Origin of the sequence: Geobacter anodireducens (assembly GCA_001628815.1) — a bacterium.
Lineage (GTDB): Bacteria > Desulfobacterota > Desulfuromonadia > Geobacterales > Geobacteraceae > Geobacter > Geobacter anodireducens.
Window position 1 is genome coordinate 2,250,202 of the sequence record CP014963.1, and the last position, 13,150, is coordinate 2,263,351.

Below are 13,150 nucleotides of genomic sequence, written 5' to 3' on the forward strand. Positions count from 1 at the left end.
GATCAGGTACTGGGGACCAGGAGCTGGGGGAAACGGATGTTACGAATCCCGGGTCCCGCATCTCACATCTTCATGTCATCCATGCTCATGTCGTTCTTCCTGGCGGGAGGCGCGGCCGGAGCCTGTTTCGCCCCCTCCTTCTCCATGCCGGGCATCCCTTCGTGGCCCGCATGGGAGCCGGAACCGCCCCGCAACTGCGACTCGGAGTCGATGAGATACGCGCCGGAGCAGGCGATCACTTCGCCTGCCTTCAGGCCGGAAAGCAGCTGCACCTCGTCGCCGACCCTCGCCCCCACCTTCACGTCGCGGGGCTCGAAGGTCCCCTCCTTCACCTGGACCCAGACCACCTGCCGGGTGCCGGTATCCATCACCGCCGCAACGGGGACGACAACGGCCGTGCCCAGGGGCATCTTGATGGCAGCATTGACGAACATGTCGGGCTTCAGCTTCAGCCCCGGATTGGAGAGCTCGATCCGGGCCTTGATGGTCCGGGTCTTGGGATCGAGGAACGGGTAGACCAGGGAGATGCGCCCCGCAAAGGTCCTGCCCGGCCACGAGGCAGTGGTCACCTCGACCCGCTGCCCCACCTTGACGAAGGAGACGTCGCTCTCGTAGATCTCGGCCTCGACCCAGACCGTGGAGAGGTCGGCGATGGTGAAGAGGGGATCGCCCATGTTCACGTACTGCCCTTCGATGGCGATCTTTTCGATCACCACGCCGGAGAGTGGGGTATAGACGGGGAGCTTGATGTTGGGCTGTCCCGCCTTCTCCAGCCCGGCGATCTGCTGTTCCTTCACCCCCATGAGCAGCAGGCGCTGCCGGGCCGAGGCCACGAGCCCCTGCCCCCCCTGGGAGATGGAGGCGATGGGAGAGTCCTTGAGTCGGTCGCGGCTCTTGAGGGCCAGGAGATACTCCTGCTGGGCCGAGACGAGATCGGGCGAATAGAGTTCCGCCACCGGCCGTCCCCTGGAGACGAAGTCACCGACCGCATTGACGTTGAGCCGGTCGATCCGCCCCGCCACCCAGGCGGTCACCTTGGCCTGACGCCGCTGGTCGTAGGCCACGATCCCCGTGGCAGTGATCTCCTTTTGCAGGCTTTTGGCCGTCACGGGCTGGGTCGCCACGTTGGCCATCACCATCTGGGTGGTGGGGACGGCTACTTGGGCGAGCTTCTCCAACTCCTTGGCGTCGGCGCCGGCTCCGGCAACCTTTTTCACCAGGTCCATGCCGCAGATGGGGCATGATCCGGGCTTGTCCTTGATGATGAAGGGGTGCATGGGGCAGGTGTACTCGACCTTGGCCTCGGCGGCGTGGTCATGGCCGTCCCCTTTGGGGGCTTCGGCCCCCTGCTTCTGGCAGCCGGCGGCGGCCAGGGCCAGCAGAAGCGCCACCAGCGGCAGCATGATTTTCCTCGTGAACAACATGGCATATCCCTCGCGATGGCGACTCACTCCAGTTCCCTCCCCACCAGCGCCTCCAACTGGGCGCGGCGCATGCCGTGCTCGGCCAGGGCCTCGTGGTACTGGCGTTCGTAATTGAAGACCGTGACCCGGGCGTCCAGCAGGGAGAGGAAATCGACCTTCCCCACCCGGTAGCCGATGGTGGCAGATTCCAGCGACTGCTCGGCCTGGGGGATGATCCCCGTGCGGTAGAGCTGCGCCAGCTTTTCGCTGCGTTCCAGCCTGGCCAGGCTGTCGGCGATGCCCAAGGCAATGGCATTGTTCAGGGTGTTCAGCTCGGCCCGGGCCATGTCCGTGTCGGCCACGGACTCCCGGGCCATGGCGCGGCGGCGCTCCCGCTGCACCGGCAGATTGAAGGTGAGCCCCACCGAGTACATGTCGTATCCCCGATCATCCATGGAGGGGTCCCGCTGCATGTACTCAAGGGAGAGGGTCACGTCCGGGAACGCTTCCAGGCTGGCCAGCCGATGCCCTGCCGCCCCCTTTTCCAGTTGGGCCCGCAGGCTCCTGAACTGGGGACGGTTCTCCTCGGCCAGGGCACGCAATTCGATGGCGGAGAGGGAAACGGGACGGATATCCAGGTCGGGCACACGCCCCACCGGGGTCTCGGCCGGCCTGAAGAGGAGGGTGTTGAGGGTGGCCTGGAGGCTCGTGCGCTGCTGCGCGAGGGCGATCTGCATGTCGAGCATCCGGGAACGCTCCACCTGCCCCTTGAACACGTCCTGCTGGGCCCCCTGCCCCACCGAGTAACGGGTTTCGGCCAGGGTGACGAAGTCGTCCATCACCCGGATGTTGCGTTCCACGATATCCAGCTCCCGATCAACCAGGTAGAGCTGGTACCAGGTTTCCTTGACCATGCGGGCCAGCTCCAGCTTGCGCTCCTCCACCTGCCACCTGAGGGCCTCGGCCTCCCGGTCGGCGATCTCGGCCTTCAGGGCCCGCTTGCCCCAGAAGGGAAGCTCCTGGGAGATGCCGATCACCCGCTGGGTCATGGGGTCCCGCCGGCTGTCCAGGGGGTCGCGCAGAAGGAAGTTCTGGAGCTTGAACATGAGCATGGGGTCGGCCAGGGCACCGGCCTGGGCCACGCGGTTGCGGAACATCTCCCACCGGGCCTCTGAGGCCTTGAGCTCCGGGTTGACGGAAAGGGCGCGGCTCACCAGGGAGTTCAGATCCTCCGCCGCCGGTGCATCGCCGGACCGGGCCGGGCCGGCAAGGAGCAGGACGCACGCCACCGATGCGAGAAGGGTCCTCAGGATGCGAGTGATCATTTCAGTCTCCGGTACCTCTGAATAGGGTCTCAGATCGGCATTACACAGACCGTGCCATGCCGTAACCGGCTGAAAGTCCGTGCGGCGCGGCGCGACTATCCGCCGGGCGGTGCAGAATATTCCACAGTAGCGAAGAATATTCTGCGAAAAGTATAAACCCGTAACGGGCCTGCGCAATGACGGGCCAATGGATTCCGGCGTGACATCGAGGGGTGGAAACGGCGGGTTTCAGGGAGAAGCGTGAAAGGGGGCGGCCGCGGTCGGGATTGCCAAGGGGTCGAAGTTGCCGGCGGCCCACTGGAGCACGCGGGCACCGGGCGCCCCGGCCAGTTCCGCCGGAGGAGACTGCCCCAGGAAGCGGAGGGCGGTCAGCAGGAGCAGCCCCCCTTCCCGCGTCAGGTCGCGGCCGGCGGCCAGGGACAGGGCGTTGTCCCGCTTGGAGAGCTTGCCGCCGCCGGGGCCGGTCACCAGCGGCACGTGGGCATAGGCGGGGGTGTCAAAGCCGAGCAGCCGCTGGAGCACGATCTGCCGGGGGGTCGATGAGAGGAGGTCGGCGCCGCGCACCACCTGGGTCACCCCCTGGGCCTCGTCATCCACCACCACGGCCAGTTGGTAGGCAAAGAGGCCGTCTGCCCGCTTGATCACGAAGTCGCCGCAGATCGCGGCGAGGTCGTGGCGTTGCGGCCCCATGACCAGGTCGGTGAACTCCACGGGTTCCGCCGGCACCCGCACGCGGAAGGAACGGGGCTCCTTGCCCGGCAGGAGTCCGCCGCGGCAAAGATTCGGGTAGGGAATCTCGCCGTCCCCGTCGTGGGGGGCGGTGGCTGCCCGGGCGATCTCGGCCCGGGAGCAGCCGCAGGGGTAGGCGTGCCCCGCCGCCAGGAGACGCTGGAGGGCGGCCCCGTAGCGTCGGCGCGGAGGCTCTGCTGCATGATGTCGCCATCCCAGTCAAACCCCAGGCACTCCAGGGTCCGCAGGATGTCATCCGCCATCCCCGGCACCACCCGGGGGGTATCCAGGTCCTCCATGCGGACGAGCCAGAGCCCCCCCTGGCGCCGGGCCATGGCGTAGCTCGCCACCGCCGCCACGAGGGAGCCCACGTGGAGCGGCCCCGTGGGGGACGGGGCGAAGCGGCCGATGACCGGCGGCGGGGAGGTGGAAGGGACGCACATGGGCGGTCTGCCGGAGCGGTTCGAGACGATGCCGGCCTAGCCGAGGAACGAGCAGCAGTAATCGGTGAGAGACAGCACCTTCATGGTGAAGGAGGAATTGGCCGGCACATCGAAGGACTCCCCCCCGCCGACGCGGTTCCACGCATCGCTGCCCGGCAGCTTGAGATCCAGCTCGCCCGAGAGGATCTCCATGATCTCGGGCGCGCCGGTGGTGAAGGTGTACTCGCCCGGCTGCATGATGCCGAGGGTCTTCTTCGTCCCGTCGGGGAACACGACGGTGCGGCTCACGACGCCGCCGTCGAAGTAGACGTTGGCCTCGCGGATGACGGTTACGTTGGTGAATTCGGACATGGTGTTCCTCCTCTGTGTGGTGAGTGGTCGTACTGATTACCGGGCGGCGGTGCCGGAGAGCTCAGCCGCCAGACATTCGATGTGCCGGCCGTCGGTGCCACAGCAGCCGCCCAGCACCTTCATCCCCAGGTCCCGGTGAAGGGCGGCCACGGAGCGGCCAAAGGTCCCGGGGGACTCCTCCACCAGTTCGGCCGCATTGTCCAGTTCCTCGGGGGAAAGGGCCGCGGTATTGGCCAGCAGCCCCACCACCCGTTGGCGCACCAGGGGCGACGAGTTGGTCTCGTGCAGGAGCGCGCTCCGGAAAAACGAGGCATGGGTGCAGTTCACCAGATAGGCCACGGGCCGGGGGCTCACGGCGGCATCCAGGGCCGCCACCGCCTCCCGCAGCGGCGTGCCGTCCAGGAGCGTCCCCCCGGGCCGCACCACGACGCTCACCACGTGGGGCATGCCCGTGGCCGCCATGGCCCGGGCCAGCCCCACGGCCTCGCCCAGGGCGGGGAGCGTGGCGGCCAGGAGGAAATCCACTCCGGCGGCGGCCAGGGCATCGGCCTGCCAGGAGTGAAACTCGCGGGCTTCATCCTCCGACAGGGCCTCGGCCGGCCGGTAGGCATCTCCCCGGCAGCTCATGAGGCCGCAGATGAGGACCTTCCGGCCGTAGGCGCCGTAGCTCCGCCGAAGCTCGTCCAGAAACCGGAAATTGTCGCCGTTCACGTCCCTGCCGGCCAGTCCGGCCGCCTCGATCCGCTCCCGGCTGGCCCGCCAGGTGGGGGTGGACAGGAGCAGCGGCAGATCGTGACGCGCCCCGATGTCCAGGTACTCGCGACAGATGGTTGCCAAGGCGGAGCGGCCGGCGGGGTCGTACACGAGGGCCGAATTCACCAGCCAGGGGTCCAGGTCCACTCCGGCCCGGCGCAGGCGCTCGATGACCGCCCCTTCGCCGAGGATCACGGGGGCCTCCGCCAGAAACGCGGAAAACGACAAGTGGTCAGTCATGCTCTCACTCCTCAGGCCACCCCGGCCAGTTCCAGCCGGCCGCCCCAGCGCCGCGCCAGCTCCTCCCGGAGCGGCTCGTGGCCGGGGGCCCGCAGCTCAGGGTCCCGCTCCGCCAGATCAAAGGCCTCGGCCCGGGCCTCTTCCAGGATGCGGCCGTCCCGCAGGATGTTGGCCACGCGGAAGTCAGGGATGCCCGCCTGGCGGGTGCCGAGGAAATCGCCCGGCCCCCTGATCTCCAGATCAGCCTCGGCGATCCTGAAGCCGTCGGTGGTTGATTCCATCACCCGCAGCCGCTTGACCCCGTCATCGGACAACCGGTCCGACGCCATGAGGATGCAGCGGGACGTAGCGCTGCCGCGCCCCACCCTCCCCCGCAACTGGTGGAGCTGGGAAAGGCCGAACCGCTCCGCGTGCTCGATCACCATCACCGTGGCATTGGGCACGTCGATCCCCACCTCGATGACCGTGGTGGAAACCAGGATGTCGATCTCCCGTTCCTTGAAGGAACGCATCACCGCCTCCTTCTCCTCGGGCTTCATCCGGCCGTGGAGAACGCCGAGGCGCAGATCCGGGAACACGTCATTGGCCAGGTGTTCGGCCATCTGGGTGGCCGCCTTGAGTTCGCTCTTCTCCGACTCCTCCACCAGGGGGTAGATGACGTAGGCCTGATGCCCGGACCCCACTTCGTCGCGGATGATGCCGTAGACCTGCCGGCGGCGGGAATCGGTGCAAATCTTCGTCTCCACCGGGGTGCGGCCCGGCGGGAGCTCGTCGATGACCGACAGGGACAGGTCGCCGAACACGGTCATGGCCAGGGTGCGCGGGATCGGGGTGGCGGTCATCACCAGGATGTCCGGATTTTCCCCCTTCTTGCGCAGGAGCCCCCGCTGGAGCACGCCGAAACGGTGCTGCTCGTCCACGATGCCGAGCCCCAGCCGGTGGAACTCCACCTTGTCCTGGATCACCGCGTGGGTACCGATCACGATCTGCGCTTCGCCCCGCGCCACCCGCTCCAGCGCCCCGGCCCGGGCCTTCCCCTTCAGGGACGACGTGAGGAGCGCCACGGTCACCCCCAACTGCTCGCACCAGCGGTGGATGTTCAGGTAGTGCTGCTCGGCCAGGATCTCGGTGGGAGCCATGATGGCCACCTGGCAGCCGTTCTCCACCGCCACCAGCGCAGCCAGGAGCGCCACCAGGGTCTTGCCGCAGCCCACGTCCCCCTGCACCAGCCGGTGCATGGGGTGGGGCGCCATCATGTCGGCCTTGATCTCGGCCAGGACCCGGCGCTGGGCCTCGGTCAGGGCAAAGGGAAGCAGCTTCAGGAGCGGCTTGGTGTACGTGTGGTTCACGGAAAACGCGATTCCCTGCTCCAGGGTCACCCCCCGCCGCTTGAGCGCCAGGCCCAGTTCCAGGAAGAAGAATTCGTCGAAAATCAGGGTCCGGTGGGCCGGGTCCCGCCCCTCCTCCAGGGCACGGGGGTCGGCGTCGGCAGCCGGAAAGTGGACCGCTCCCAGGGCCTCGGCCAGGGGCAGCAGCGCCCGCTCACGGATCACCCGGGCCGGCAGGGCGCTCTCCACGCAGGGGGCGAAGCGGTCCACGACCTCCTTCATGACCTTGCGCAGCGCCTTCTGGTTCAGCCCCTCGGTGAGCGGATAGACCGGCACCAGCCGGCCGAATCCCACCGGGTCCCGCGCCATGGCCGCCTCCACCGCCTCCCCCTCGGCCAGCCAGTCAACGTCCGGATGATGTACCTCCCGCTGGAGACCGTACTGGGTCACCTGGCCGGTGAAGATTCCCCGCCGGCCCGGCTGCCAGGCCTTGCGCATGAACGCCGCATGGTAGTTGAACCACTTGAAGGACATGACACCGCTCGCATCCCGCGCCATCACCTCGAAGAAGCGGCGCCCCCCCTTGGTGGTCACCACGTCGGCCGATACCACTTCCCCCGTGAACACGCAGGTCTCACCGGGGCGGAGCCGGTTCATGGGCACCACCTGGCGGCGGTCCTCGTAGCGGTTCGGGAGCAGGTAGAGGGCATCCTCCACGGTGACGATCCCCTTCCGCGCCAGGATCTCGGCCATCTTCGGCCCCACCCCCTTGATGAACTGCATGGGGGTCTCAAGGTTCTTGCGCGCAATGGCCTGCCGGAGGCTCCCCTCAGCCGACGGCTCCCGGGCCGCCGACCGGGTCAGCACCAGGCGCCCCTCTGCGTCCGCCTCCACCGCCACCCGGTCGCCGGGCGCAAGTCCGAGGGGCCCCAGCAGATCGGCGGGGATCAGGAGCGAACCGTCTTCAGACCTCTTCATCACGGGCATGGGGGAGTCCTTCACAACTGCTGCGGGGAGCGGAGTGGCGTTCCCGCTCCGGAATGAATTCATCATGACGCCGTGTGGGCATCGATTGAACAGACATACTGCCATCACCATGCGCGGCCCGCAAGGGGATACTTGCGACCGGCAATCACGCCCCCCTTGATTCGCCGACACCACCCCGCCCCCCTTCCATTCGCGGCTGGAGAAGGAAACCTTGTGCCCGGGGAGAGTATGTGTTAATAACCTTCCACCCCCTGACTTCCACCTGCAAGACTGTTGAAAAACTATTGCGGGGTGGCAGCTTCAGCCGGTGGAGCGGCCATGCAGGATCAGGCACTCCAATGACACACGAAAGGGTTGACCATGGCTAAAGAGCTCTATGTGGGGCATATGTCGTACGAAGCAACGGAGGACGATCTGCGGCGGCTGTTTTCGGTGGCCGGAACGGTGACGTCGGTCCACATCATCACCGATCCCGAAACGGGTCGGTCCAAGGGGTGCGGCTACGTGAGGATGCTCACCGAGGAGGAGGCAAAAGAGGCGATCGAGACCCTTGACGGCGCCCTGCTCAGGAACAGGGTGATCACCGTGAGCGTGGCACGCCCCCAGAAACAGGCCACCCGTCCCGCTCCCCGCCGCGGGAAGCCCGGACCGGCGGGCAGGTCCGGTAAAAAACGGCCGTCGTAAAAACCTCTATTCAATAATCCGACTATCTGATAGAATTGTTCAGGGAGGTGCGACGATGCAAGAACTACTGTATATGCTTGGGTTTTTGGCGTTCTGGATCGTACTCAACAAATTCATCCTGCCCCGGCTCGGGGTACCGACCTGAATGGCGGACACCTGTTCTCCCGGCGGGAAGAACGAAAAGAAGGACGACAAAGGGGCGTGAGCGATCACGCCCCTTCGCTTTTCCGCACACTGCCGTTCCGGCGCTGCCGGTGCGGCTCCTCCACCACCAGCAGGTAGCCGTCCGGGTCGAAGCACCAGAACTGCTTGACGCCGTAGGGCTTTTCCTCCAGGGGATAGACCACGTCGAGCCCCTCCTCCACCACCGCGTCGAAGATATCCTCGATCCCCTGCACCTGCACATGGATCGTCATCCCCACCCCCTTGGGGTACTCCTCCAGGCGCTCGCCCAGAAAGGGGTGGGCCTGGACCACGGCATCCTCCTCCACGAAGATGATCTCCCAGGCACCGCTGTGCAGCTCCAGATGCTCGGGCGCGCCGCGGGCGGTAAGGGCGCGGTTCACGTCCAGCTCAAGGATCCCCACGTAAAAGGCCTCGGTGGCGTCCAGGTCGGCCACCGCCAGTTGGATCGAGACGGAGGCTCCGGCCACCCTACATCCCCCCGAACCACTTCATGGTGTAGCGGGAAAGGACGCTCAGGTAGTTGGTGAAGATCATCACGCCGACGATGACCAGGAAGAGGCCGGTGACGATCTCCAGGATGCGGATATGCTTCTTGAAGCGGTTGAAGAAGGTCAGGAACTGGTGCATGGCCAGGGACGACAGGAAGAACGGAATGGCCAGCCCCATGGAATAGGTGAACAGGAGAAGGATCCCCTTGGTCACGGTCTCTTCGGTGGCGGCCACCATGAGGATGGAAGCCAGGATCGGTCCGATGCAGGGGGTCCAGCCGGCGGCAAAGGCGAGCCCCACCAGGAAGCTCCCCAGGTACCCGGCCGGCTTGCGGTGGACGTGGAGCCGTTTTTCCCCCAGCAGGAGATGGATGGGCACGAGGCCCGACACGTGGATGCCGAAGATCACGATCAGCGCGCCACCCACCTTGCGGATCACGTCCATGTGCTCGTGGAGGAATCCGCCGATAAAGGTCGCCGAGGCGCCGAGAAGCACGAAGACGAAGGTGAATCCGGCGATGAAGAGGAGCGAGTGGGCAATGGTCTGCTGCCGCACCTCATGGGTCGGGTGCTCGGCCTGGATGTCGGCGAAGGAGAGGCCGGTGATGTAGGTTATGAAGGACGGGATGAGCGGCAGCACGCAGGGGGAGAGGAAGGAAAGAAGCCCCGCCACGAAGGCGCCCACAAAGGTTATGTTGGTTGATTCCATGAATACCTCGACTTGGCGGGGTGCCCTACTTGGCCAGGGCGCCGTTGAGATAAGCGATCACGTCGGGGTGGTCCCACTCTACTCCCCCCACGACCTTCTTGAGTATAACCCCATTTTTATCCACTACAAACGTCTCCGGCACGCCAGTGACGCCGTAGAGTTTACTGGCTTGCTTGTCGGTGTCCATCAGCGTGGGCAGATTAAAGCCGGTCTTGCGGAAGAAATCCTCCACCGCCACCTGCCCGCCGTCATCGATGGAGATGCAGAGCATCTTGAACGGCTTGCCGGCCATGGCCGTCTCAAGCCGCATCATGGAGGGAATTTCCTCCCGGCAGGGGGGGCACCAGGTGGCCCAGAAGTTGACGAGAACCACTTGTCCCTTCAGGTCGGACAGCTTCACCACCTCCCCCTTGAGGGTGTTGAGGGTGAAGTCGGGGGCGGGATTTCCCTCCACGGCGGGCTTCTGCTGCTTGGAGCAGCCCAGGAGCGCCAGCAGGATCAACAGCGGCAGAAGGCGGACAATCTTTCTCATTTTTTTCTCTCCGGTGCAGTGATCTGATACTTCTCCATCCTGTAGATGAGCGTATGGCGCGGGATGCGAAGAAAACGCGCCGCCGAGCTCTGGTTCCAGTTGTTCCGTTCAAGGGCTTCAACCACGATTTCCCGCTCCAGTTGCTCCAGGGAGTATCCCCCGTCGGGAAGGCTGATAACGGGACATTCCATGGGCTGTGCGCGGCGGCTGCGTAGCTTGTCGGAGAGGTCCGCCGGAGTGATGGTGTCGCTGCCGCGCATGATGAGAAGCCGCTCCACGGTGTTTTCCAGCTCCCGGACGTTGCCCGGCCAACCGTAGGCGGTCATGAGCTCCAGGGTCTCCGGGGCGAAGGTCACCCGATCGCCGCCGTGCCGCGCGGCAAAGTGACGCACCAGCAGGGGGATGTCCTCCTTCCGTTCCCGCAGCGGAGGAAGGTGGATCGGGATGACCGAAAGCCGGTAGTAGAGGTCCTCGCGGAAGCGTCCCTCCTCGATGGCCTGCTCCAGATCGGCGTTGGTGGCGGCCACCACCCGGACATCCAGCTTCCGGACCTCGGTGCCCCCCACCTGCTGGACCTCCTTTTCCTGGAGCGCCCGCAGGAGTTTCGACTGGAGTTCCACGGGCAACTCGCCCACTTCGTCGAGAAAAAGGGTCCCTCCCTCGGCCTGCTGGAATTTCCCCGGCTTGTCGCGCACGGCCCCGGTGAAGGAGCCCTTCACGTGGCCGAACAGCTCGCTCTCCAGCAGATCGCGGGGGATGGCCGCGCAGTTGACCGCCACGAAGGGGGCTGCTATCCGGGAGCTGCGGGTGTGCACGGCCCGGGCCACCAGTTCCTTGCCGGTGCCTGACTCGCCGGTGATGAGGACCGTGGCGTCCGTGTCGGCCACCCGGTCAACGATCCGGAAGACCTCCTCCATCCGGCGGGAGATGCCCACGATGTTCCGGTAGTCCTCCCGCTCCGTGAGGGCCTCCCGCAGGCGCCGGTTTTCCCGGGAAAGCCCGAGCATCTCCAGGGCCTTTTTCACCGTCAGCTTCAGGGCATCGCGGTTGAATGGCTTGGTAATGTAATCGTAGGCCCCTGCTTTCATGGCGTCGACCGCCGTCTCCACGGCACCGAAGGCGGTGATCACGATGACCGCCGTGTCGGGCGAACGCCCCTTGATTTCCTGCAGGAGCTGGAATCCTCCCATGCCAGGCATTTTCAGGTCAGTGACCACCAGGGCCGGCGAACGCTCGTCGAACAGGCGCAGGCCCTCCTCGCCGCTGCCCGCCGTGATCACGTCGTACCCCTCCTCCTGGAGGTTGTATTCGAGTACCCGGCGCAGCGATACGTCGTCGTCGACGATCAGCACCCGGGCCGGTTGCCGCTCTTCAGCCATCACTCCCCCCTGCCTCCCCGATCACACCGGCAGCCACACCCTGAAAGTGGTTCCCCTGCCGGGCTCGCTCTCCAGGCCGATGGTGCCGCCGTGGGCCTCCACGATCCGCTGGGTAATGACGAGCCCCAGGCCGGTTCCTCCCTCCTTGGTGGTGAAAAACGGGGTAAAGATCCTTTCCCGCTGAGCCGGATCGATCCCACGCCCCGTGTCCGACACCGTGATCTCCACTCCGGCGGGCGTGTCGCCGCTGGCTCCGCGCATTGCCAGGCGAACGGCCACGCGCCCGCCCTCGCCGGTTGCCTGGAGCGCATTGAGGATCAGGTTGAGTAAGGCCTGGCGCAGCCGTTCCCGGTCACCGGCCACCGGCGGCGCATCTCCCGCCTCCAGACTGAGCCCCACCCTTCGGGCGTTCGCCTCGCTCTCCTGGAGCGCCACGAGCTCACGCAACTCGGCCGCCAGGTCGCACCGCTTCTTCTCCCCATCCAGCGGACGCGCCAGGCGCAGGAAATCCTCGACCACCCGGTTGAGCCGGTCGGTTTCCTTGATGAGAATCTCCAGGAACTCGAACTTGCGGTCGCCGGGGCTGAAGTCGTCGCGCAGGATCTCCGCCGTGCCCCGAATGGAGCCCAGCGGGTTGCGGATCTCGTGGGCCAGCATGGCCGACATCTCCCCCAGTGCCGACAGGCGTTCGGCCCGGCGCAACTGCTCCTCGATGCCGATGATGAGGTCGGCCTGCCCCCTGAGGGTGCGGTAGGAATCCTCCAGGCGCCGGGCAGCGCGCTCCAACTCGTTCCTCCGCTCCTCTTCCTTCTGGCTCAGGTAGCCGGTGATGCCTCCCACCACGTTGTAGAGGAGAATCTCTAGAAACTTCTCCAACTCCAGCGACGGCCGCGCCCCCCACTGGAACAGGACGTGGGGCACGTAGAGGATGCTGACGGCGACTGCCGTGCCGAGCCCCCCCCTGAGCCCGAACCAGAATGCGGCCAGGATGATCGGGATGTAGTAGAGCCTCTGGAACAGATCATGGAGAGCGGGCAGGTGAAGGGGTGTCAGATAGTGGAACAGGCTGATCCCGACGATGAACACCGCCAGCAATGGAATCCGCGCCGAACCGGGCAGTCGCATGGCATTCCCGTGAAAAGCAAAAGAGTTTCCCATCCTGCATACGGGATGGAAACTATGTAGTTCATGGCCGGAGATAATGCAAGGACAAAAGGGTAAAACTACATGAATAGACGGACCCGGGCCCGTGAACCAAGCGCCCTGGCAGGGGCGCACGTTCCGCGGCAACGGGGCCGCTAATGGGAAAGCTAATGGGAAAACTTGAGCAGCAGTCCGTTTGAGCGGCGGAATTCATCCAGAATGACCCGGGAGCCGACGGCGAGGGGAAGGACCCCTTCCTGCCGGGCAAGGGCCTCTTCTTGGGTCTCCCCGTCGTTGATGATGATGTCGCCGTTCTTCAGATGGGTCACGGCGAAGCAATGACCGTCCTCGCGCCGGTAGACGAGAATCGCGTAGGTGATGCCGTTGATCTTCACTTCCGATTGCATAACAAGAGTGACGTCTTCCATCGCACATCTCCCCGCGCCGAAAAGGGCGCCGTGCACTGATTA

Annotated in this window: 13 protein-coding genes and 1 pseudogene; 1 reads left to right on the top strand and 13 read right to left on the bottom strand. The window is 65.8% G+C overall.

The features are described 5' to 3' along the window. Positions 1-62: 62 nt before the first annotated feature. From A2G06_10275 to A2G06_10300, 6 genes and pseudogenes are all read right to left on the bottom strand, one after another. Entirely contained in the window at positions 63-1,424 is a 1,362-nt protein-coding gene (locus A2G06_10275; protein ANA40608.1) for an efflux transporter periplasmic adaptor subunit, read from the bottom strand. Between the two features lie 23 nt (positions 1,425-1,447). Beyond that, a complete protein-coding gene (locus A2G06_10280; protein ID ANA40609.1) occupies positions 1,448-2,728 on the bottom strand; it encodes an RND transporter in 1,281 nt (426 codons plus the stop codon). 228 nt (positions 2,729-2,956) lie between these two features. Continuing rightward, positions 2,957-3,900, bottom strand: a pseudogene (locus A2G06_10285) (tRNA glutamyl-Q synthetase). Positions 3,901-3,936: 36 nt separating this feature from the next. After that, positions 3,937-4,251 (bottom strand): hypothetical protein, encoded by a 315-nt coding sequence (locus A2G06_10290; GenBank protein ID ANA40610.1) that lies wholly within the window; start codon positions 4,249-4,251, stop codon positions 3,937-3,939. A gap of 36 nt (positions 4,252-4,287) precedes the next feature. Next, entirely contained in the window at positions 4,288-5,244 is a 957-nt protein-coding gene (locus A2G06_10295) for a homocysteine methyltransferase (GenBank protein ANA40611.1), read from the bottom strand. Positions 5,245-5,255: 11 nt separating this feature from the next. Next, positions 5,256-7,559, bottom strand: a complete 2,304-nt coding sequence (locus A2G06_10300; GenBank protein ANA40612.1) for an ATP-dependent DNA helicase RecG — start codon at positions 7,557-7,559, stop codon at positions 5,256-5,258. A 360-nt stretch (positions 7,560-7,919) separates the two neighbouring features. On the opposite strand from A2G06_10300, the gene A2G06_10305 reads away from it, so the two are divergent. After that, the gene (locus A2G06_10305) at positions 7,920-8,243 is read left to right on the top strand and encodes an RNA-binding protein (protein ID ANA40613.1); all 324 of its coding nucleotides are present in this window, start codon (positions 7,920-7,922) and stop codon (positions 8,241-8,243) included. A gap of 39 nt (positions 8,244-8,282) precedes the next feature. Here A2G06_10305 and A2G06_10310 read toward each other — a convergent pair whose 3' ends face one another. The 7 genes from A2G06_10310 to A2G06_10340 form a co-directional block, all read right to left on the bottom strand. Next, positions 8,283-8,399 carry a hypothetical protein gene (locus A2G06_10310; GenBank protein ID ANA41652.1) on the bottom strand — a complete coding sequence of 39 codons (117 nt, stop codon included), beginning with the start codon at positions 8,397-8,399 and terminating at the stop codon, positions 8,283-8,285. A gap of 53 nt (positions 8,400-8,452) precedes the next feature. Further along, positions 8,453-8,896, bottom strand: coding sequence for a glyoxalase (locus A2G06_10315; protein ANA40614.1), 444 nt, complete (start codon positions 8,894-8,896; stop codon positions 8,453-8,455). A 1-nt stretch (position 8,897) separates the two neighbouring features. Further along, the gene (locus tag A2G06_10320) at positions 8,898-9,626 is read right to left on the bottom strand and encodes a cytochrome C biogenesis protein (GenBank protein ID ANA40615.1); all 729 of its coding nucleotides are present in this window, start codon (positions 9,624-9,626) and stop codon (positions 8,898-8,900) included. Positions 9,627-9,651: 25 nt separating this feature from the next. After that, positions 9,652-10,158, bottom strand: coding sequence for a thioredoxin (locus A2G06_10325; GenBank protein ANA40616.1), 507 nt, complete (start codon positions 10,156-10,158; stop codon positions 9,652-9,654). After that, positions 10,155-11,537, bottom strand: a complete 1,383-nt coding sequence (locus A2G06_10330) for a Fis family transcriptional regulator (protein ANA40617.1) — start codon at positions 11,535-11,537, stop codon at positions 10,155-10,157. Before A2G06_10330 ends, A2G06_10325 begins: the two co-directional genes overlap by 4 nt. 21 nt (positions 11,538-11,558) lie before the next feature. Further along, a complete protein-coding gene (locus A2G06_10335) occupies positions 11,559-12,662 on the bottom strand; it encodes a histidine kinase (GenBank protein ID ANA40618.1) in 1,104 nt (367 codons plus the stop codon). Positions 12,663-12,847: 185 nt separating this feature from the next. Continuing rightward, positions 12,848-13,108 (bottom strand): hypothetical protein, encoded by a 261-nt coding sequence (locus tag A2G06_10340; GenBank protein ANA40619.1) that lies wholly within the window; start codon positions 13,106-13,108, stop codon positions 12,848-12,850. Between the last annotated feature and the right edge of the window lie 42 nt (positions 13,109-13,150).

What these genes read in the sequence shown, in the direction of transcription:
- A2G06_10275 (ANA40608.1), bottom strand. Translation starts at nt 1,424, where the DNA reads ATGTTGTTCACGAGGAAAATCATGCTGCCGCTGGTGGCGCTTCTGCTG.
- A2G06_10280 (ANA40609.1), bottom strand. Translation starts at nt 2,728, where the DNA reads ATGATCACTCGCATCCTGAGGACCCTTCTCGCATCGGTGGCGTGCGTC.
- A2G06_10290 (ANA40610.1), bottom strand. Translation starts at nt 4,251, where the DNA reads ATGTCCGAATTCACCAACGTAACCGTCATCCGCGAGGCCAACGTCTAC.
- A2G06_10295 (ANA40611.1), bottom strand. Translation starts at nt 5,244, where the DNA reads ATGACTGACCACTTGTCGTTTTCCGCGTTTCTGGCGGAGGCCCCCGTG.
- A2G06_10300 (ANA40612.1), bottom strand. Translation starts at nt 7,559, where the DNA reads ATGCCCGTGATGAAGAGGTCTGAAGACGGTTCGCTCCTGATCCCCGCC.
- A2G06_10305 (ANA40613.1), top strand. Translation starts at nt 7,920, where the DNA reads ATGGCTAAAGAGCTCTATGTGGGGCATATGTCGTACGAAGCAACGGAG.
- A2G06_10320 (ANA40615.1), bottom strand. Translation starts at nt 9,626, where the DNA reads ATGGAATCAACCAACATAACCTTTGTGGGCGCCTTCGTGGCGGGGCTT.
- A2G06_10325 (ANA40616.1), bottom strand. Translation starts at nt 10,158, where the DNA reads ATGAGAAAGATTGTCCGCCTTCTGCCGCTGTTGATCCTGCTGGCGCTC.
- A2G06_10330 (ANA40617.1), bottom strand. Translation starts at nt 11,537, where the DNA reads ATGGCTGAAGAGCGGCAACCGGCCCGGGTGCTGATCGTCGACGACGAC.
- A2G06_10335 (ANA40618.1), bottom strand. Translation starts at nt 12,662, where the DNA reads ATGCGACTGCCCGGTTCGGCGCGGATTCCATTGCTGGCGGTGTTCATC.
- A2G06_10340 (ANA40619.1), bottom strand. Translation starts at nt 13,108, where the DNA reads ATGGAAGACGTCACTCTTGTTATGCAATCGGAAGTGAAGATCAACGGC.